19 protein-coding genes and 1 pseudogene are annotated in these 18,460 nt (G+C 72.8%); 11 read left to right on the top strand and 9 right to left on the bottom strand.

What is annotated here, in order from left to right:
• Positions 1–22: 22 nt before the first annotated feature.
• Positions 23–499, top strand: a pseudogene (locus tag KIK08_RS13425) (helix-turn-helix transcriptional regulator); the annotation flags it as partial.
• Positions 500–547: 48 nt separating this feature from the next.
• On the opposite strand, the gene KIK08_RS13420 reads toward KIK08_RS13425, so the two are convergent.
• Positions 548–1,921, bottom strand: coding sequence for an MFS transporter (locus KIK08_RS13420; protein WP_308257615.1), 1,374 nt, complete (start codon positions 1,919–1,921; stop codon positions 548–550).
• A gap of 590 nt (positions 1,922–2,511) precedes the next feature.
• Between KIK08_RS13420 and KIK08_RS13415 the strand changes: the two genes are divergently transcribed.
• From KIK08_RS13415 to KIK08_RS13400, 4 genes are all read left to right on the top strand, one after another.
• Positions 2,512–3,180 (top strand): DUF3159 domain-containing protein, encoded by a 669-nt coding sequence (locus KIK08_RS13415; protein ID WP_214403446.1) that lies wholly within the window; start codon positions 2,512–2,514, stop codon positions 3,178–3,180.
• Positions 3,181–3,248: 68 nt separating this feature from the next.
• Positions 3,249–5,186 (top strand): S9 family peptidase, encoded by a 1,938-nt coding sequence (locus KIK08_RS13410; protein ID WP_214403445.1) that lies wholly within the window; start codon positions 3,249–3,251, stop codon positions 5,184–5,186.
• Positions 5,187–5,203: 17 nt separating this feature from the next.
• Positions 5,204–5,929 (top strand): flavodoxin family protein, encoded by a 726-nt coding sequence (locus KIK08_RS13405; protein WP_214403444.1) that lies wholly within the window; start codon positions 5,204–5,206, stop codon positions 5,927–5,929.
• Positions 5,926–6,903 (top strand): DUF5996 family protein, encoded by a 978-nt coding sequence (locus KIK08_RS13400; RefSeq protein WP_214403443.1) that lies wholly within the window; start codon positions 5,926–5,928, stop codon positions 6,901–6,903. Before KIK08_RS13405 ends, KIK08_RS13400 begins: the two co-directional genes overlap by 4 nt.
• Positions 6,904–7,152: 249 nt before the next feature.
• Here the strand turns inward: KIK08_RS13400 and KIK08_RS13395 are convergent, their stop codons facing one another.
• Both KIK08_RS13395 and KIK08_RS13390 read right to left on the bottom strand, forming a co-directional pair.
• Positions 7,153–8,031 (bottom strand): class I SAM-dependent methyltransferase, encoded by an 879-nt coding sequence (locus KIK08_RS13395; protein WP_214403442.1) that lies wholly within the window; start codon positions 8,029–8,031, stop codon positions 7,153–7,155.
• Entirely contained in the window at positions 8,028–8,528 is a 501-nt protein-coding gene (locus KIK08_RS13390; protein WP_214403441.1) for a GbsR/MarR family transcriptional regulator, read from the bottom strand. The genes KIK08_RS13395 and KIK08_RS13390 overlap by 4 nt, the downstream gene beginning before the upstream one ends.
• 191 nt (positions 8,529–8,719) lie before the next feature.
• Between KIK08_RS13390 and ectA the strand changes: the two genes are divergently transcribed.
• Positions 8,720–9,253 (top strand): diaminobutyrate acetyltransferase, encoded by a 534-nt coding sequence (gene ectA, locus KIK08_RS13385; protein ID WP_308257614.1) that lies wholly within the window; start codon positions 8,720–8,722, stop codon positions 9,251–9,253.
• Positions 9,254–9,385: 132 nt separating this feature from the next.
• Here ectA and KIK08_RS13380 read toward each other — a convergent pair whose 3' ends face one another.
• The 3 genes from KIK08_RS13380 to KIK08_RS13370 all read right to left on the bottom strand — a co-directional run bounded on the left by KIK08_RS13380 (position 9,386) and on the right by KIK08_RS13370 (position 12,074).
• Positions 9,386–9,535, bottom strand: coding sequence for a hypothetical protein (locus KIK08_RS13380; protein WP_214403440.1), 150 nt, complete (start codon positions 9,533–9,535; stop codon positions 9,386–9,388).
• 259 nt (positions 9,536–9,794) lie between these two features.
• Positions 9,795–11,102, bottom strand: coding sequence for a cation:proton antiporter (locus tag KIK08_RS13375; protein WP_308257613.1), 1,308 nt, complete (start codon positions 11,100–11,102; stop codon positions 9,795–9,797).
• A gap of 360 nt (positions 11,103–11,462) precedes the next feature.
• Positions 11,463–12,074, bottom strand: a complete 612-nt coding sequence (locus KIK08_RS13370) for a TetR/AcrR family transcriptional regulator (RefSeq protein ID WP_214403439.1) — start codon at positions 12,072–12,074, stop codon at positions 11,463–11,465.
• Between the two features lie 133 nt (positions 12,075–12,207).
• On the opposite strand from KIK08_RS13370, the gene KIK08_RS13365 reads away from it, so the two are divergent.
• Both KIK08_RS13365 and KIK08_RS13360 read left to right on the top strand, forming a co-directional pair.
• Positions 12,208–12,840, top strand: a complete 633-nt coding sequence (locus KIK08_RS13365; protein ID WP_214403438.1) for an NADPH-dependent F420 reductase — start codon at positions 12,208–12,210, stop codon at positions 12,838–12,840.
• Positions 12,841–12,948: 108 nt separating this feature from the next.
• Positions 12,949–13,824, top strand: a complete 876-nt coding sequence (locus tag KIK08_RS13360; protein WP_214403437.1) for an NAD(P)H-binding protein — start codon at positions 12,949–12,951, stop codon at positions 13,822–13,824.
• A gap of 395 nt (positions 13,825–14,219) precedes the next feature.
• Here KIK08_RS13360 and KIK08_RS13355 read toward each other — a convergent pair whose 3' ends face one another.
• Positions 14,220–14,441 carry a hypothetical protein gene (locus KIK08_RS13355; protein ID WP_214403436.1) on the bottom strand — a complete coding sequence of 74 codons (222 nt, stop codon included), beginning with the start codon at positions 14,439–14,441 and terminating at the stop codon, positions 14,220–14,222.
• Between the two features lie 296 nt (positions 14,442–14,737).
• Between KIK08_RS13355 and KIK08_RS13350 the strand changes: the two genes are divergently transcribed.
• The 3 genes from KIK08_RS13350 (at position 14,738) to KIK08_RS13340 (ending at position 17,559) form a co-directional block, all read left to right on the top strand.
• Complete coding sequence (locus KIK08_RS13350; RefSeq protein ID WP_214403435.1) at positions 14,738–15,709, top strand: aldo/keto reductase; 972 nt, start codon at positions 14,738–14,740, stop codon at positions 15,707–15,709.
• Positions 15,710–15,766: 57 nt separating this feature from the next.
• Positions 15,767–16,654 (top strand): helix-turn-helix transcriptional regulator, encoded by an 888-nt coding sequence (locus tag KIK08_RS13345; protein ID WP_214403434.1) that lies wholly within the window; start codon positions 15,767–15,769, stop codon positions 16,652–16,654.
• Positions 16,655–16,818: 164 nt separating this feature from the next.
• Entirely contained in the window at positions 16,819–17,559 is a 741-nt protein-coding gene (locus KIK08_RS13340; RefSeq protein ID WP_214403433.1) for an SDR family NAD(P)-dependent oxidoreductase, read from the top strand.
• Here KIK08_RS13340 and KIK08_RS39900 read toward each other — a convergent pair.
• On the bottom strand, positions 17,549–17,971 hold the full coding sequence (locus KIK08_RS39900; protein WP_250556935.1) for a hypothetical protein: 423 nt from the start codon (positions 17,969–17,971) through the stop codon (positions 17,549–17,551). The two genes, KIK08_RS13340 and KIK08_RS39900, sit on opposite strands and share 11 nt — an antisense overlap.
• Positions 17,938–18,411 carry an SAM-dependent methyltransferase gene (locus tag KIK08_RS39895; RefSeq protein ID WP_250556926.1) on the bottom strand — a complete coding sequence of 158 codons (474 nt, stop codon included), beginning with the start codon at positions 18,409–18,411 and terminating at the stop codon, positions 17,938–17,940. The genes KIK08_RS39900 and KIK08_RS39895 overlap by 34 nt, the downstream gene beginning before the upstream one ends.
• Positions 18,412–18,460 lie beyond the last annotated feature (49 nt).

Below are 18,460 nucleotides of genomic sequence, written 5' to 3'. Positions count from 1 at the left end.
CACCGCGCTGGAGCAGCTCGACATGCGGGCCCGTGCCAGCGGCTCCCGATGGGCGCTCGGGCTGGCGGCGCGCTCGCGGGCGCTGGTCAGCACCGGACCCACCGCGGAGGAGCACTACCGCGAGGCGATCGAGCTGCTGCGGGCCTGCCGGATGGCCAGCTACCTCGCCCGCACGCACCTCGTCTACGGCGAGTGGTTGCGCCGCCAGGGCCGGCGCCAGGCCGCCCGCGAACAGCTCCGAAGCGCACACGAGATGCTGTCGGACATGGGCGTGGAGGCATTCGCCGCGCGCGCCGCCCGCGAGCTGCGGGCCACCGGCGAGCACCCGCGCAGCCGGTCGACCCAGCCGTCGGATGCGCTGACCGCCCAGGAGTTGCAGATCGCGCGCCTGGTGGCGACGGGGGCGACCTCGCGGGAGGTCGGGGCGCAGCTGTTCCTGAGCCCGCGCACGATCGAGGCGCACCTGCGCAGCATCTTCCGCAAGCTGGGCATCACCTCCCGCCGGCAGCTCCGGGACCTGCCGCCCCCTGACCGGTCCGCGGTCAACTCACGTCACGGCGCGGGCCCGGCAGCGGTGGGCGGGGTCGACGTCCAGCCGGCTGGGCCCGGCCCCGACGATCCCGACCGCCGAGGCCGGGGCCGGCTCCCCGGGCCGCTGGTCGTCGAGCGTCCTGAACGCCGGCGCGGCGAGAGCGGCGATCGCGGTCATGGCGGCCAGCCCGGCGAGGACCGCTCCGGCGACCGGGAGCCCGGCGACGGCGGCGACGGCGGCGAGCGGGGCGCTGGCCAGGGCGGGTGCGGCGAGCATGACGGTGTTCTGCGCGCTCAGGACGCGGCCGCGCATGGAATCGGGCGTGGCCTCGATGGTGAGCACGCCGAGGATGGCGGAGGCCGGGGCGTTGGTGAGCCCGACCAGCGCCGCCCCGGCGAGCACCAGCCAGGGCGAGGCCAGCGAGCCGATGGCGGTGAACCCGACGATCAGGCCGGTCATGCCCACGACGAACCAGGTGCGGCGGCTGATCCGGCCGGCGGTGCCGGCGTAGAGCGCGGAGCCCGCGATGCCGCCTGCGGCGAGGGCGGAGAGCGTCAGCCCGGTGAGGGCGGGCAGGTCCTGAGCGGTGAAGTAGGCCGGCATGAGGGTCGTCTGCAGGGAGCTGAGCACCGCGACGAGCATCGCGGTGATCAGGGTGGCGCCCAGGACGAGCCGGTTGCGGGCGAGGAACCGCCATGACGACCACAGGTCGGTCACCGCCCGACGGGCCGCGCCGCCGGCTGCGGTCGCGTCGCGCGCGGGCACGCGCCCGGTACGGGGATCGAGCAGGAGCGTGGTCAGGGCGGCGAGCAGGCTCGTCGCGGCCGTGGCCAGCAGCAGGGTCGGGGTCAGGCCGAGGATCGCGACCAGCAGCCCGCCGAGGCCGGGTCCGGCCAGGAGCAGGGTGTTGCCGACGGTCTCGCGGGTCGCGATCAGCCGGTCGAGCCGCCCGGCGTCGCCCGATGATCCCGCTGCTCGGAGCCGGGCGAGGGCGGGCAACAGGACTTCCTGGGCCGTCATGCCCGGCACCCGGACCACCGCGCCGACGACGGCGAGGACCAGGAACCAGGTCATGTCCAGGCCCCACAGCGCGTCGACGAGCGGCAGTGCGGCGACCGAGACCGCTGCGAGCAGGCCGGACACGATCGACACCGCGCGGCGGTCGAGCCGGTCGACCAGCAGGCCGGCGACCACCCCGGTCGCGGCCGAGGCGGCCGTGGCCACGGTGGCGAGTACCCCGGCGGCCAGGACGTCGCCGGTGCGGTCGAGCACGAGCAGCGGCAGGACGACGCTGGAGATGCCCGCGCCGAGCAGGGACAGCCCGTAGGAGGTGAAGTAGACGGCTGGGCTGGCCCGCAGGGGTCGGCCCGGTGGAGCGGGCGTGCTCACGGTGTCCTCCTCGAGGTCGGGCGACCGGCTGCGGTGCCGGTCGGATCACTACGGAAAGCCGTGCCGTCGCGGCACGCTCAAGCGTCGGGAGCTGTGGGGTGTGTCACCGCCCCTGATGCCGAACCTGGCGATCAATGAGCGGCACCGAGCTCCAGGCCGTCGGTGGCCGAGTCCCCGGAGCACGTCATGGAGCTGGGGGAGCGCAGCGGCGTGCGTCCGAGACCCCGGGCCGAGGCGGTCGACTTCTGGCTCCGCCAACCCGGACCGATCGCGTGACCGACGAACGACGAAGACGGTCCGAGGCTGTCCCGGGCTCTCGTGAGGAGCACCAGGATGTCGGTGGGCGCCCCGCCGATGCTCGACTGCAGGCAGCTCACCGCCTCCCGCGGGCCCCGGTCGATGCCGCTGCGGCACGCTCCACCCGGTCGAGGTCGTTCGTCGAACCCGACGAGGGCGGTCGTGCCTGCTCGACCGGTGCACGACGCGCGCCCGATCCGCACGCCGTATGGCGGCGGACACAGCGGCTTGAGCGTGCCGCGACGGCAGGGTTTCTCCTGGGCGCAGTCGACCACACGACCCAGGAGGACGTCATGGACGCCACCGACCGCGACCACGGCCCGGCCCGCGAGAACCCGTCGGCCGGGAGAACACCCGACGGCCAAGGGGCGACGCTGCTCGACCAGATGGGCGGCCCGATGGGGTTCGTCTACTCCGCCGTCCCCGTCGTCGTCTTCGTCGCGGCCAACGCCTTCCTGCCCCTGACCGCGACGATCATCGCGTCGGTCGCCGTCGGGCTGGCCATCACCGGCTACCGGCTCCTGCGCGGGGAGAAGTTCAGCCTGGCGGCCGGCGGGCTGCTCGGGCTCGCCCTCGCGATCGGCATCGTGGCCCTCACCGGGTCGGCGCGGGACTTCTTCGTCGTCGGCATCTGGACGTACCTGGTGGCGTTCGTCGTCGCACTGGGTTCGGTGCTGGCCCGCCGGCCGCTCAGCGGCCTCGTGTGGAACCTCGTGCACGGCAACACCCACGACTGGCGGGCCGACCGTCGCGTGCTGCGTGCCCACGACATCGCCACGCTCGCCGCGGCGGCGGTCTCCGGCGCCCGGTTCGGCGTTCAGCAATGGCTCTACGTCAGCGACGAGACCGGCTGGCTGGGCGTCGCCCGCGTCGCGATGGGCTGGCCGCTGACCATCGTGGCCGCGCTGGTCGTCGTCTGGGCGTGGCGGCGCAGCAGCGCGCGGCTGCTCCCGTCGGCCTGAGGGCCCACGGCCCACCCGGGGAGAACCGGGAGACCACACCACCCCACCGCACTGCGAGAGGACGCTCCATGGCCACGCCCGCCCCCGACCCGCAGCCGAGGCCCATCCCGGTCGAGGAGTTCTTCGCCGACCCGGCGTTCATCGTGCCCACGATCTCCCCGGACGGCACCCGGATCGCCTACCTCGCCCCGTACAACGGACGGCGCAACGTCTGGGTCCGCGGCGTCGACCAGATCCACGAAGACGCCGTCCCGGTCACCCACGACACCCACCGCGGGATCACCACCTACCACTGGACCGACGACCCCCGCTTCCTGCTCTACCAGCAGGACACCGACGGCAACGAGGACTGGCACCTGCACCGCGTCGATCTGGACGACCCGGCCGCCCCGGCGGTCGATCTCACCCCCATGGGACCGGGCTCGCGGGTGTTCGTCGTCGAGCCGCTGCCGTCGGTGCCCGGCACGGTCCTGGTCTGGATGAACCCGGAGGTCGAGAGCATCGACGTCTTCCGGGTCGACGTCGCCTCCGGACGGGTCGTGCTCCACCACCACGAGGCCGACCCGCTGGTCACCACGCTGCTCGACCGCCGGGGGGAGCCGGCGTTCCAGGTCGCTACCGAGGACGACGGCACGATCGCCATCTCCGGGATCGACCGGGCCACCGGGACCCCCCGGCTGCTGCGTCGGATGGGCGGGGCCGAGTACCCGCTGAGCGTGCAGCCCCAGCAGGTCACCCCGGACGGCGACGGCCTGCTCGTCGGCTCCTACGCCGGCGGCGACGACCTGCAGCTGGCCCGCATCGACCGGGAGACCGGCGAGGAGACCGTCGTCGCCGCCGTACCGGGCCGCAGCCTGGACAACTTCGGCATCCTGGCCCCCGGCGTGCTACCGCCGGCGGTGTACACCCACCGAGGCACGGGCGAGGCGATCGCCGCCCGGTTCGTCGCCGACCGCCCGCACGTCGAGGTGCTGGACCCCGCGTTCGCGCCGGTGTACGCCGAGCTGGCGACGCTGTCCGACGGGGTGCTCGGCACGTTGTCCTCCGACGTGTCCGGGCGGCGCTGGATCGTCACGTTCGCCCATGACCGCGAGCCGGGCGTGGCCTGGTTCTACGACGACGCCACCGGCGAGAAGCGCCGCCTGTTCCAGCCCTACCCGGACCTGGACCCCGCCGACCTGGCCCCGATGGCCCCGGTGCGATTCCCCGCCCGCGACGGGCTGCCGCTGCCCGGCTACCTCACCCTGCCGGTCGGGGTGCCCCCCGAGAACCTGCCGATGGTGCTGCTGGTGCACGGCGGCCCGTGGTCCCAGGACTTCTGGGGCTACAACCCGGAGGTGCAGCTGCTGGCCAACCGGGGCTACGCGGTGCTGCAGGTCAACTACCGCGGCTCCGTCGGGTACGGGCGCCGGCACCTGACCGCGGCCGTCGGCGAGTACGGCCGGGCCATGCAGGACGACCTCGTCGACGCCGTCGACTGGGCGGTCGCGCAGGGCTACGCCGACCCCGCCCGGATCGGGATCTTCGGCGTCTCCTACGGCGGCTACGCCGTGCTGCGCGCGGTCACCGTCACCCCCGACCTGTTCGCCGCCGCCGTCGACTACGTCGGTGTCTCCGACCTCGTCGCCGCCCTGCGGGCCCTGCCGCCGTTCACCCGTCGGTACAACGCCAACAGCTGGTACCGCTACCTCGGGGACCCGGAGGTGCCCGAGCAGGAGGCCGAGCTGCGCGCCCGCTCGCCGATCACCATGGTCGACCGGATCCGGACCCCGCTGCTGGTCGCCCAGGGCGCCAACGACGTCCGCGTGCCGCAGGCCCAGTCCGACCGCATCGTGGCCTCGCTGCGCGAGCGCGGGGTCCCGGTGGAGTACCTGCTCGCCGAGGACGAGGGCCACGGCTTCGAGAACGAGGACAACCGGCTCCGGTTGTACCGGGCCGTCGAGCGCCACTTCGCCCGGCACCTGGGTGGGCGGCTCGGTGCGACGTCCGACGTGGACGCGGCGTGAACGGGGGAGAACGTCTCATGGACGGATCCGTGACGCAGGAGCCCGACTTCACCGGGCTGCGCGCGATGTACATCAACTGCAGCCTCAACCGCTCGCCCGGCCGCAGCCACACCCAGGGCGTGGTCGACCGCAGTGTGGCGATCATGGAGGCGAACGGGGTCCGGGTGGACCAGATCCGCGCCGTCGACCACGACATCGCCACCGGCGTCCGCCCGGACATGACCGAGCACGGGTGGGACACCGACGAGTGGCCGGCCCTGCTCACCCGGATCCTGGCCGCGGACATCCTGGTCGTCGCCGGGCCGATCTGGCTCGGCGACAACAGCTCGGTGACCCGCCGGGTGATCGAGCGGCTCTACGGCTACTCCGGAGTGCTCAACGAGCACGGCCAGTACGCGTACTACGGGCGCGTGGCCGGGTGCCTGCTCACCGGCAACGAGGACGGCCTCAAGCACTGCGCGATGAGCATCCTCTACAGCCTGCAGCACATCGGGTTCACCGTCCCGCCCCAGGCCGACGCGGGCTGGATCGGCGAGGTCGGCCCCGGCCCCTCCTACCTCGACGAGGGCTCGGGCGGGCCGGAGAACGACTTCACCAACCGCAACATCGCGTTCATGACCTACAACCTGCTCCACCTCGCGTCGATGATCCGCCGCGCCGGCGGGATCCCCGCCCACGGCAACCAGCGCACAGCCTGGGACGCCGGCTGCCATCCCGATCACGCCAACCCGGAGTACCGATGAACAGCGCTGAGACGATCAACTCCGCGACGATCAACTCCGCGACGAGCTGGCCGAGCCTGCGGGTCTCGGCCTGGACCTCCACCCGCGACACCCTGCACATGTGGACCCAGGTCGTGGGCAAGATCCGCATGGCGCACGCGCCGCTGGTCAACCACTGGTGGCAGGTGACCCTGTACGTCAGCCCGCGCGGGTTGACGACCTCGACCATCCCGTACCGGGGCGGGGCGTTCGAGATCGAGTTCGACTTCCTCGCCCACCGGCTCGACGTCCGCAGCAGCGACGGCGGCGCGCGCAGCGTCCCGCTGCGGGCGATGTCGGTCGCCGAGTTCTACGCCCGGGTGCTGGACGCGCTCGACCAGCTCGGCATCGAAGCCCCGATCCGGCCCCGGCCCAACGAGGTCGACCCGGCCATCCCGTTCGCGGAGGACACCGTGCACGACTCCTACGACGGGGAGACCGCCGCCCTGTTCTGGCGGCAGCTGCTGCAGGCGAACCGGGTGATCGGCGAGTTCCGGTCGCACTTCGTCGGCAAGGTCAGCCCGGTGCACTTCTTCTGGGGCGCCATGGACCTGGCCTGCACCCGCTTCTCCGGGCGTCCGGCGCCGCCGCACCCCGGTGGAGCGCCCAACTGCGCGGACTGGGTGATGGTCGAGGGCTACTCCCGGGAGCTGTCCAGCTGCGGGTTCTGGCCGGGCGGCGGGGAGGAGGGCGCCTTCTACTCCTACGCCTACCCCGCCCCCGAAGGGTTCGCCGACCACCCGGTCCGCGTCGAAGGCGCGTACTACAGCCCCGAGTTCCAGCAGTTCCTGCTGCCCTACGAGGTCGCCCGGGCCGCACCGGACCCGGACCGGGCGGTCACGGAGTTCCTGCACAGCACCTACGCGGCGGCCGCGGACCTCGGGCGCTGGGACCGCTCCGCCCTGGAGGACGACCCCCTCCGGTGGCTCCGGAGCAACCCGGAGGACATCACCTGATCATGATCCGCCACCCGCAGTACGCCCATCTCGAGAACCGGGCGGTCAGCAAGGTCACGGACTAGGTAGGTCGATCACCCGGCCCGGCGGCTGCGCATCAAGCGGCTGGTCGACCTCGGGTTCTCGCTGACCGGATCGCCGAGCTGGGCGAGGACGACGCTGCAGCGTGCTGCGGGTGCTCGAGGCGCGCCCCGAACCCCCGACCGGCTGAGCACCGTGCGCGATCGGCAAGTGGGTCGGCCGACGCGGTCAGCGCTTCTCGGCGCGCACGCACCGTTCGATCTCGCTGACCGACAGCCCGCGTCGGGCGATCTCGGGGTGCCGGGCTCGGTACTCCGCGGGCCCGACCTGCTCGACCTCGGTCCAGCCGTGTGGACTCAGCAGCGGTCCGACCTCCCCCGCCTCCACGCCGAAGTGCCAGACGCGGTGCTCGCCGGTCATCCGGCGGTGGACCGGTTCGGCGTCGAAGAGGTGGGTGCCGTCGAGGAAGTCGCGGCGGACGTAGGTGAACAGCAGCCGGCTGCCGGTGGCGAGGGCCGACAGGGCGGCGAGGGTGCGGTGCACGGCGTCCTCGGTGAGGTACTGGGTGACGGCCTCCCATACGACGACGGCGGGGCGGTCGGTGGCGTAACCGAGGCGCTCCAGACCGGGGACCAGGTCCTCGGCGGCGAGGTCGAGCGGAGCCAGGCGGACCTCGTCGCCCCGCTCGCCCAGCACCGCCCGGACGCGACGTCGCTTGTCGGCGACGTTGGCCGGCAGGTCCACCTCGAACGACGCAGCGCCGGCCGGGACGGCGAGCCGGTGGGCGCGGGTGTCGAGGCCGGCGCCGAGGACGACGAGTTGGTCGACACCGGCCGCGAACGCCGCGCGGACCTGGTCGTCGAGGTAGCGCTTGCGGCAGAGCACGCTGCCCCACAGACCTTTTGCCTGGCGCTCGGTCGCGTCGACCAGCAGCCTGCGCACGGGTGCCCAGCGGCACGCGCGGACGACGAGGCGTTGGCCCGCCGGCAGGAACCGTGCCGCGAGGTCGTCGTCCAGCAGCCGCTGCTCCGCCGGGACGTAGCGTTCGCAGGCGGCGATGACGATCGGACCGAACGCGGTCTGCTCGGCAGCCGTTCTGCTGCTCACGAGGGCTCCTCGGGTGCTGCGCGGCCGGCGGTGCGCGTTTCGCCCGGCATGGGCGGTGCGTGGGCGAAGACGTCGGCCAGCCAGGCGAACACCTCGTTGGCGACGCGCATCCGGGCAGCGCCTTCCGGCGAACCGCGGACCAGGTCGGTCCCGTCCTGCAGGATCTCGCCCAACGCCGCCAGCGAGGCCACCTGGCGGCGGACGACCCGGGCCCAGGCCCCGTCGTCGACGCGGTAGTAGACGGTCCGCTCGCCGGGGTGAGTCAGCTGGGTGACGAAGCCGACCGAGTCGAGCAGGCGCAGGTTGGTCGTCAGCGAGGCTCGGCTCGCTCCGATGGCCGCGGCGATCTGGGTCGCACTCTGCTCGGCGGGCACGGCGATGGTCAGCCAGCCGAGGATCCGGCCGGCGATGAGCGGGACGCCGTCCTGGTCGGCGCAGTACTTGGCGATGCGCTCGACCCAGCGCAGCGCTTCGTCCGGGGGAGGATCCAGGACCATCAGGACATCCTTTCAGTACTCACTCGTGATTTCAGTCAGTACTGAACCAGCTTGCACCATCGGTGTCCAGGGGTCACCCGCCGCGCGCCCACGATCGGCGCCAGGAACCCGGCGATGACGGCGATCGGCAGGCGCTTGCGCTTGCCTGACGATCCCGGGGAAGACGCCGGAGTGGCCGTAGCGTCCACAGCGTGACCGACATCATGGCTGCCGCCTCGCGTTCCGCGGACATCCCGGTCGTCACCCCGGCCGGGGTAACCGTGCGCAAGCCGTCCACATCCGATGGCGCCACGATGTGGCGCCTCGCCCGGGACACCGGGGTCCTCGACCTGAACTCCCGCTACTCCTACCTGCTGTGGACGCGGGACTTCGCCGAGACGTCCGCGGTGGCGTGGCTGCGCGGTGGCGCGGTCGGCTTCGTGACCGGGTTCCGCCGACCGGAGCGGCCCGCGACGCTGTTCGTCTGGCAGGTCGCCGTGGCCGAGGCAGCCCGAGGTCGGGGTGCGGGAGCGGCGATGCTGGACGCCCTCGTCGACCGGCTCCCGGACGTCGACCACGTCGAAGCCTCCATCGCCCCGGACAACTCCCCCTCCCAGGCCCTGTTCGCGGGGTTCGCCGCGCGTCGCGGCGCGGCGTTGGCGCGCAGCCTGCTCTTCGGGTCCGACCTCCTCGGCAACGGGCACCGGCCCGAGATCCTGGTGCGGATCGGGCCGCTGCGTCGGTGACCGCGGCCCGCCACCCGGGACGCGGGCGAGGCCGGTGGCCGACGGGCCCGCCACGCCACGTGCCGCGCGGGTGCGCTCAAGGGTCGGTGGACGGGGCACTGCCGGGAAATGCCAGGCCGGACGGCTCCCCGGTCATCCCCGTCGCCCCTCCTCGGCCGCGAGATCGGGGTGCCAGATGAGCCAGCCGAACAGGACCACGAGCCCGGCGACGCACATCGCGGCGACCCATCCACTGACGACGGTGAGGCCGACCAGCAGGGCCACCCCTTCACCGGCCCCCACCCGGGTGTCCCCCGGCAGGGCCCGGTCCGCGACCCCGTGCGCTCCGACTCCGGCTACCGTCGACCGCCTGTTCGCGGCGCCCCTGCGGCCCATCTCACTGTGATCCATCGCGGGTCACCTCCCGCACCGGTCCTACCCCCGGCCGGTCCGACGGACGCCGTCATCCTGCGACCGTCAGGAGACCGTCATGTGCCCCCGGCCGTCGGTGTGGACCGGCGAGCCGCCCGAGCACGCAGCGGACGTAGCTCGTGACCGGGCCTCACGGCGGTTCCTGCGCGGTGTGCCCCCGGCCGTCGATGCCTGCGGCCCGTTCGGTGTCCCGGGCCCGGTCGAGCTGTTTCATGATCGGTGTCGCGGCGACGCCGTGCAGCAGGACCGACGCCACGACGACGAGGCCCGTGGTCGCCCAGACCAGGTCGACGCCGTCGAAGTCGGCTTTGGCGGTGGCATAGGCGAGGTAGTAGAAGGAGCCGACTCCGCGGATGCCGAACGCGGCGATCGTCGTGCGCTCGGCGGGGGAGCCGAGCCCGCCGCGCAGCGACAGCCACGCCGACAGGGGCCGCACCAGCAGCACGACGGTCAGCCCGAGCAGGACCATCTGCCAGGTCAGCGGGGCCAGGAGGCCGCGGACGACGGCGCCGCCGAACAGCACGAGCAGCAGCACGGTCAGCAGCCGCTCGATCTGCTCGACGAAGTCGTGCAGGACCTGGTGGTAGTCGTGGTCGCGCTCGGAGGCGCGGATCGAGCGCGCGCACAGGAACACGGCGAGGAAGCCGTAGCCGCCGGCGACCTCGGTCAGCCCGTAGGTCAGGAACGTCGCCGCCAGTGCTACGAAGCCCTCGGCGTGGGAGGCCAGGTGCAGCCGCTCGGAGCGGGCCCGGAAGAACAGCGCGCCGAGCAGCCGGCCCACCAGCACGCCGCCCAGGACGCCGATGCTGAGTTTGACTAGCACGTCGGTCAGGACCCACTGGCCGAGCCAGCTCGCCGGGTCGGCGCCGGCGACGGCCATGTGGATGGCCGCGTAGACGAAGGGGAACGCCAGCGCGTCGTTGAGCCCGGCCTCCGAGGTCAGCGCGAAACGCACCTCGTCCTCGCCGTCCTCCTCTCCGCCGGGTTTGCCGACCTGGACGTCCGAGGCGAGGACCGGGTCGGTGGGGGCGAGCGCGGACCCGAGCAGCAGCGCCGCGGCCGGGGCCAGGCCGATCCACCACCACCCGAGCAGCGCGGTGGCGGCGATGGTCAGCGGCATCGCGATGGCCAGCAGCCGCCAGGTCGACGACCACGAGCGCCACCCGAGCCGGCGGTCGAGCTTGAGCCCCGCGCCCATCAGGGCGACGATCACCCCGATCTCGGTGAGACGCTCGGCCACCTCGGGGTGCTGGATCGGGTCCGGGTCGGGCAGGTCCCCGACCACCGCGAACACCAGGGTGCCCAGGCCGAGGAAGACGATCGGCATCGACATCGGGCGGTCGGCGAGCAGACGGGGGAGCAGGCCGGCGAGCAGGGCGCCCACGCCGATGAGGGCGTAGGCCAGGTCGAGCAGGTCCACACGCTTCCGTTCCGCCACCGGTCCACCGGTCGGGGCCGCTGACCCGGTGTCTGCCCGGCGGACGAGCCCGCGAACCGCCGGGATGCACACGAACCGCTCGGGCCGGATGGGACGTCCGGCACCTGTCGCCGAGGCCGCGCAGGTGGTGGCCCCGCGGGCCGAGTGTTGCGACAGCGGCCGCCTGGTGCTGGCTCCGTACACCGCGTGGGTGATCGGCTACGACGTGCCGTGGGCCATGCAGCTGTGGCGGCTCAACCGCAAGCCCCACGCCGAGCACCGTGCACGATCTCGACTTGCACTCTGACGTGGACGGCTGCGCAGCCCGCCGTGACGCGGTGCGAGGCCGCGCCCCGCGGGCGGATCACTGGCAGGCGTCGGTCAGCACTCGTGGTCGTGCCGCTGCCGGTTGACGGCGAGGATCTCGTCGGAGAGGTCGGGGTCCACGTGTCGGATCGCGCGTGAGAGGAGGATCGCCCCGACGATCTCGCTCAGCAGCGCGATCGATCGACGCCGGGCCTCCTCGGGGTCGAGCACCTCGTTGCGCTCGGTCGCCTCGAGTTGCTGCGCGGCGTCGAATCCGGCGATGTAGCCCGCTACGCCCTTGGCGTAGGCGGCCTGGATCGCGGGTCCGTGGCGACCGGCGTCGCTGACCAGGGCTGCCGACGGGCACCCGCCGTCGAGCATGTCGCGGTGCTCGGGTGAGAGGTAGTCGGCCACGGTCTCGGCGAGTGAGGGCCGGTCGGGATCCGCCTCGTCGACGGTCCGCGCGAGCGTCGCGAGCGAGGCCGCAAAGGCGTCCTCGCAGACGGCGACCGCGAGCGCGTCCTTGGAGGCGAAGTGGTTGTAGAAGCCGCCGTGGGTCATGCCCGCGCCCTTCATGAGCGCGGAGATCCCGATGCCGTCGATCCCGTCGGTCCGGAATCGGGGGCTCGCCGCATCGACGATGCGCTGACGCGTCTGGGCCATGTCCTGCTCGGAGATCCGCGGCATGCGGCAGTCCTCCCCGGGTCGCCTTGACTTCTAAGATGATGGTCGTCATCCTACGTCAAATGATGACCATCATCCGAGACCGTACCGGGGATCCGCCGGGCTCGACCGACAGCATCGGTGCGGTGCTCGCCCGATGAGCGCGCAGGCCGGCCGACCGACGTGGGGGACGATCGGTGCCGGGGAGGTCGCGCAGGCCGTCGCGCGTCACGCCGTGCGCGCCGGGCACGAGGTCGTCCTGAGCAACAGCCGCGGCCCCGCGTCGCTGGCGTCGATCGTGGCCGCGATGGGGCCGGGGGCGTCGGCGGGGACGGTCGCGCAGGCCGCTGAGGCGGATCTGGTGCTGCTCGCCGTGCCGTGGACCGCGGTTCCTGCCGCCCTGCGCGGCCTGCCGCGCCGGGACGGCCGGATCCTGATCGACGCGACCAACCAGCTGACGGGCACCGCGCGGGAGCCGGTCGTCGATGACCTCGGCGATCAGACCGGCAGCGAGCTGGTCGCGTCACTCGGGCCGGGGGCGCGGGTGATCAAGGCGTTCAACACGCTGCACGGCCGCTACATCGCGCCGGACCCCCGGCACAACGCGGGCCGGCAGCTCCTCTTCTACGCCGGTGACGACGTCGCCGCCAAGACGCTCTTCCACGACGTGGTCCACGGGTTCGGGTTCGCGCCCGTCGACATCGGGCCGCTCCGGGAGGGCGGACGCCTGATGCAGGTCGGCGGCGGGCCGCTGTCGGCACTTCACGCGCTGCGACAGGACTCCCGCTGACGGCATCGGAGCGAGGCGCAGAGGCGTCGAACACCCAGCGCCGAACCGGCTTCGCCGCGCGCACGCACCCCGACTCCAACGTTCGCAGATCGAAGAACGGACGTCATCATGAGCAAGATCCTCGTCACCGGCGCCAGCGGTCACCTCGGCCGCATGACGCTCCAGCACCTCCTCGGGAGGCGCCCAGCCACCGAGCTCGTGGGCCTGGCCCGCGACCCGGGGAAGGCCGCAGACCTCGCCGCCCACGGCGTCGAGATCCGCGCCGGTGACTACGTCGACCACGACTCGCTGACGCGGGCCTTCGCGGGCGTCGAGAAGGTGCTGCTGGTTCCCGCCCCTGCCTTCACCGACCGCAGCACCCAGCACGCCACCGTCATCGCCGCAGCCGAGGAGGCCGGCGTCGAGCACATCGTCTACCCGCCGATCATCCGCAAGGCCGGCTCCGAGTTCGCGCTGCCGCAGGTCACCGAGCCCGACACCGCCACCATCAAGGTGCTGGAGGCATCAGGCCTCCGGTCCACGATCCTCGGCCATCCGCCGTACATCGAGAGCGTGCAGGGCTACATCGGAGACAACGCGTTCGAGTCCGGCGTCCGCGTCCCGGCCGGAGACGGCAAGGTCGCTCCGGCGTCGCGTGCGGACCTCGCCGAGGCCCAGGCGGTGGTCCTGACCGAACCCGGTCACGAGGGCAGGACCTACGCCCTGCACGGAGCTCCGGCGGTCTCGTTCTCCGATGTCGCCGAGATCCTGTCGGAGATCCGCGGCACCACCGTCCACCACGTCCCGCTGTCGGACGAGGAGTACCTCGATCAGCTCGTCGCCGGCGGCCTGCCGGGAGCCGCCGCCGAGTTCGTGCTGAGCTGGGTGCACGCCGTCAACCGCGGCGAATGGGACGACCAGCCCGGTCACCTCGAGAGGCTGTTGGGTCGCAAGCCCACCACGATCGCCGAGTTCCTGCGCGACCACCCCGCCACCGCGCGGTAGCCTCCGCCGTCGAGCGGTGCTCGAAGCCGTTCGTGCGGCGAGACCGGACCAGGCCGAGCAGTGGGACCTGTAGGTCAGCCGAGCAGGCGGGCCGGCTCGGCGTTGTGCGCGGCGAAGTCGGACCACTCGGGAGGCGTGAGCGACAGCAGCCACCGTGCCTCGGCGGTGCTCGGCTGCCGCTCCCACCGGGTCAGTCGACCAGTTCCCCGACCCCGGCGGCGGACCGGCCGGCGGCGATCAACCGCTCGGCGACCTCGGCGTCGACCCGGTCGGCAGCCGGCTCCAGGCGGTACCCGCCGGGCACGGTCGCGACGATGACGTCCCGGCCGGCCGATCGGCCGACCGTGTCGACGAGCCGGTGAGGGCCCTGACCCCTGTTGCCGGGCGGCGGGGCGCTACTTCCCGCCGAGTTCGGCGAGTCGGGTGAGCAGGTGCGCTGCGCGGAAGTACTTGTTGGTGCCGAGGTCGCCCACGGTCTTGATGTTGAAGGCCTCCTTGAGGAGCTTGGCGTCCCCTTCGCTGACGCCTTGTAGCGCGTCGACGGGCGCGGCGATGATCTCGCTGAGCGCTTTGTCCTCCCAGGCCTTGTCCAGCAGTGCGTCAAGGTTGGCTGCCATCTGCTACCACCTGCTTCCGCTCCGTGACAACGCAGAGGATCATGGCAGGGCCGGCGTCGGTTGGGAACGTCCACCGCAGCCACTCAGCCGAAGCGGTGATCCGGACCGCGGCCAGGCAGCCGCCTGCTGAGCCGTGGCGTGGCGGTGCGGATCTCCGGTGCGCGCGCCGTTTCGGGGGCCCTCGCGGTACCCGGCACATCAGGCACTCCCTGGGCGCGCAGTACGGGGGTTCTCTGGTCGTCGAGTCGAGTCGGGGTGATCGGCCCCGGTTTCGGAACAAGTGATGGAGGAATGGCATGACGAGCAGGGCACTGACCGTGCCGGCGGTGGCGCTGGGCACATGGGCCTGGGGGGACAGCGGCGAGGCGGGCGACGGCTACTTCGGCAGCCGGCTGACCGAGTCCGGCCTGCGAGAGGTCGTCGAGAAGGCGCAGGCCGACGGGTTCACGCTGTGGGACACCGCCATGGTCTACGGCATGGGCCGCTCGGAGGCGGCACTCGGCCGGGCGCTGAAGGGCTACGACCGCAGCGAGTACCAGCTGTCGACGAAGTTCACCCCGCAGGTCGCGGGCGACGGCGACGACCCGGTTGCGCAGATGCTGGAGCAGAGCCTCGACCGGATGGGCACGGAGCACGTGGACCTGTACTGGATCCACAACCCCGCCGACGTGGCGCGGTGGACGCCGCTGCTGATCCCGCTGCTGGAGAGCGGCAGGATCAAGCATGTCGGAGTCTCGAACCACAACATGGAGCAGATCGCCCTCGCCGATCGGATCCTCGGCGAGGCCGGCTTCCGGGTGGAGGCGGTCCAGAACCACTACAGCCTGCTGTACCGCAGTTCCGAGCGCGCGGGCATCCTCGACCACTGCCGCCAGAACGACGTGCGGTTCTTCGCCTACATGGTCCTCGAACAAGGGGCGCTGACCGGCACGTACGGCCCGGACCACCCGTTGCCCGAAGGCAGCAGCCGGGCAGCGGCGTACAACGCCGTCCTGCCCCGGCTGCGGGAGCTGACCGAGCGGATGCGGGCGATCGGCGAGGACCGCGGCGCGTCCGCCGCCGATGTCGCCACCGCCTGGGCACTCGCCAAGGGGACCACCCCGATCATCGGGGTCACGAAGGCGGCCCACGTCGACGGTCTGAGCAGGGCCCGCGGCATCGAGCTCGCCGACGGGGAGACCGCGGAGCTGGAGGCGCTGGCGGATGCCGCGGACGTCGATACGCGCGGCGGCTGGGAGCGCGAGATGGTGGCGGGGGCGCGGTGCTGAGGTGACCGGTACTGCCAGTGCCTCCCCCGGGTCCGGGTGCGCACCTACCGTGGACCCATGGGCGCCATCGACCCCCGCGGCGAGATCCGGGAGTTCCTGAGGACGCGGCGGGCCCGGCTCACCCCCGAGGAGGCGGGCCTGCACGCCTACGGCGGCAACCGCCGGGTGGCGGGCCTGCGTCGCGAGGAGGTCGCCATGCTCGCCGGCGTCTCGGTGGACTACTACGTCCGCATGGAGCGCGGTAGCCTAGCCGGCGCCTCGGACGGCGTCCTCGAGGCCCTCGCCGGCGCGCTGCGGCTCGACGAGGCCGAGCGCGCCCACCTGTTCGCCCTGGCCCGCAAGAGCCGGACACGCGGCAGGCGCGCCGCCCCCGCCACCGTCCGCCCCGGGATCCAGCAGGTGCTCGACGCGATGACCGGCGCACCCGCCTGGGTCGGCAACGGCCGGCTCGACGTCGTCGCGATGAACCACCTGGCCCGGGCGCTGTACTCCCCGGTGCTCGCCGACCCCCGACGGCCGGTCAACACCACCCGGTTCGTCTACCTGGAACCGGCGGCGGCCGAGGAGTTCTTCGTCGACTACGACCGGATCGCCGACGACGCCGCCGCCATGCTCCGCCTCGAGGCCGGCCGCAACCCCCACGACAAGGCGCTCATCGAGCTGGTCGGCGAGCTGTCCACCCGCTCGGAGCGGTTCCGCCGCCGCTGGGCGTCGCAGGACGTGAAGTTCCACCCGAGGGGACGCAAGCGGCTGCGTCACCCCGTCGTCGGACGACTCGACCTCGACGCCGAGTCGATGGAGCTCGCCTCCGCGCCGGGCCTGCAGCTCTACGTCTACACCGCGGCCGCCGGCACACCGACCGCCGACGCGCTCGCGCTGCTCGCCTCGTGGGCGGCCTCGCCCGCCGGCCTCCCGACCGAGGCCGTCCAGTCGGGCACGAGTTGAGCACAAGGTTGTGGGCTGCCCGAAGGGTGTCGGGGGTGGTTGTCGCCGCTGATGCGTCGGCCGCGCGGCCAGGACCGCTCCGGGGATCCGGGTGGCTAACCCGGCGCGTCGCGCCGACGAGTCACTACGCGACGCCACTCGGTACGCAGCCACTCGGAGCAGTGATGACAGGACCGCGAGAGCAGGACCAGCAGACCCACGCCGTCGTGACCGGAGCCGCGCAGGGGATCGGTGCCGCCATCGCCGTCGGTCTCGCCGACGCTGGACATGCGGTGACCGTGCTCGACGTCAAGGACACCGCGGAAACCGTCAGGAGCATCAAGGCCGCGGGGCACAGCGCCGCCGGGGCGCAGGCGGACGTGCGGGACCGCGACGCGGTCCGCGCAGCGATCGACGCGGCCAGCGAACGCGGCGGCGGGCTGGACGTGCTCGTCACGTGCGCGGGGATCTACGGCGCCGTGACGACCATCGACGAGCTCACGCAGGCGGACCTCGATTCGGTGCTCGGGGTCAACCTCGCGGGCACCATCTGGACCGTCCAGGCGGCGCTGCCGCACCTACGTCGACGCGGCGGCCGCGTCGTGTGCGTGGGCTCGGTCGCGGGGCGCAACGGTGGCCTGTTGTCCGGGCCGCACTACGGCGCGAGCAAGGGCGGAGTGCACGCGTTCGTGCGCTGGCTGGCCAAGACCGAGGCCGGGAACGGCATCCTGGCCAACGCGATCGCGCCCGGTCCGATCGACACGCCCATGCTGCAGGGCCGCGGGTACACGGCGGACGCGGTGCCGCTGAGGCGGTTCGGGCGCGCGGAGGAGATCGCGGCGGTCGCGGTGTTCCTGGCCTCGCCGGGTGCCAGCTACATCACCGGGACGGTCGTGGACGCCAACGGCGGCAGTTTCATCGGCTGACGGGTTGCGCCGGCGCCCGAGAGCCGGGAGCGGGGTGGACGTAGGAGAACTCGGGCGGGCGCCCGGCCGCGACGCCGCGATCCCGGCCCGCGGACCGGCGGGCTACGCCGACCTGGGCACCGGCTTGCGAGCGAGGCCGCCGAAGACGTTGTCCAGCGGCTCCGGCACGGCCGCGCCGACGGTGGGCAGTCCTTCTGGCCGATCGGGGCGCCACTGGGTCACCGAGACCAGCCCGGGCTCGACGAACTCCCCGGCCGTCGAAGAGGCTGCGCAGATCGGCGAGGGGCCGGACGTGGTACGGCACGGCGCCGGTCTCGGCGTACTCCTCGGAAGCCTTGCGGACGGCGTCGTCGCCCTCGATCTCGATACCGTCACCGATCAGCAGACAGCTGCCGGGGGCCAGGGCGTCCATGATGGTGCTGACCGGTTTCCTGACGTCCTGAGCGGTGGGCAGGTGGCCGAGCACCCTGCATGAAGATCACGCCTACGGGCTTGGTGAAGTCGAGGCGCTCGCTCGCGAGCTTGAGCAGCGTCACCGGGTTGCGCATGTCGGTGTGCAGATTCCGGCGCGACCCGTTGAGCGACCTCGTGGGTGTTGTCCGCCGTTGGCAGGCCCGTGCCGATGTCGAGGAACTGCCGGACTCCGACCTCGGCGAGGTAGCGCACACCACGCTGGAGGAACGCCCGGGCCGATCGGGCGATGGCCGCGATCTCCGGCTCAACGGCGAGCCAGGCGTCGCCGGCTTCGCGGTCCACCGGATAGTTGTCATTGCCGCCGAGCCAGTAGTTCCAGATTCGGGCGGAATGTGGCACCGTGGGGTCGATACCGGTCCTGCTGTCCTCAGGCTCCATGCCTTGAGGGGTGGTTGGCTGAAGCGACCGCGGGACTCTCGACAGACTC

It is taken from the genome of Pseudonocardia lacus (genome assembly GCF_018531445.1).
Taxonomy (GTDB): domain Bacteria; phylum Actinomycetota; class Actinomycetes; order Mycobacteriales; family Pseudonocardiaceae; genus Pseudonocardia; species Pseudonocardia lacus.
Note: the sequence above shows the minus strand (reverse complement) of the source record. Positions and strands in the feature narration are given on the sequence as shown.

What these genes read in the sequence shown, in the direction of transcription:
- KIK08_RS13405 (WP_214403444.1), top strand. Translation starts at nt 5,204, where the DNA reads ATGGACGGATCCGTGACGCAGGAGCCCGACTTCACCGGGCTGCGCGCG.
- KIK08_RS13360 (WP_214403437.1), top strand. Translation starts at nt 12,949, where the DNA reads ATGAGCAAGATCCTCGTCACCGGCGCCAGCGGTCACCTCGGCCGCATG.
- KIK08_RS13350 (WP_214403435.1), top strand. Translation starts at nt 14,738, where the DNA reads ATGACGAGCAGGGCACTGACCGTGCCGGCGGTGGCGCTGGGCACATGG.
- KIK08_RS13415 (WP_214403446.1), top strand. Translation starts at nt 2,512, where the DNA reads ATGGACGCCACCGACCGCGACCACGGCCCGGCCCGCGAGAACCCGTCG.
- KIK08_RS39900 (WP_250556935.1), bottom strand. Translation starts at nt 17,971, where the DNA reads ATGGACGCCCTGGCCCCCGGCAGCTGTCTGCTGATCGGTGACGGTATC.
- KIK08_RS13400 (WP_214403443.1), top strand. Translation starts at nt 5,926, where the DNA reads ATGAACAGCGCTGAGACGATCAACTCCGCGACGATCAACTCCGCGACG.
- KIK08_RS39895 (WP_250556926.1), bottom strand. Translation starts at nt 18,411, where the DNA reads ATGGAGCCTGAGGACAGCAGGACCGGTATCGACCCCACGGTGCCACAT.
- KIK08_RS13340 (WP_214403433.1), top strand. Translation starts at nt 16,819, where the DNA reads ATGACAGGACCGCGAGAGCAGGACCAGCAGACCCACGCCGTCGTGACC.
- KIK08_RS13370 (WP_214403439.1), bottom strand. Translation starts at nt 12,074, where the DNA reads ATGCCGCGGATCTCCGAGCAGGACATGGCCCAGACGCGTCAGCGCATC.
- KIK08_RS13390 (WP_214403441.1), bottom strand. Translation starts at nt 8,528, where the DNA reads ATGGTCCTGGATCCTCCCCCGGACGAAGCGCTGCGCTGGGTCGAGCGC.
- KIK08_RS13410 (WP_214403445.1), top strand. Translation starts at nt 3,249, where the DNA reads ATGGCCACGCCCGCCCCCGACCCGCAGCCGAGGCCCATCCCGGTCGAG.
- KIK08_RS13365 (WP_214403438.1), top strand. Translation starts at nt 12,208, where the DNA reads ATGAGCGCGCAGGCCGGCCGACCGACGTGGGGGACGATCGGTGCCGGG.
- KIK08_RS13345 (WP_214403434.1), top strand. Translation starts at nt 15,767, where the DNA reads ATGGGCGCCATCGACCCCCGCGGCGAGATCCGGGAGTTCCTGAGGACG.
- KIK08_RS13355 (WP_214403436.1), bottom strand. Translation starts at nt 14,441, where the DNA reads ATGGCAGCCAACCTTGACGCACTGCTGGACAAGGCCTGGGAGGACAAA.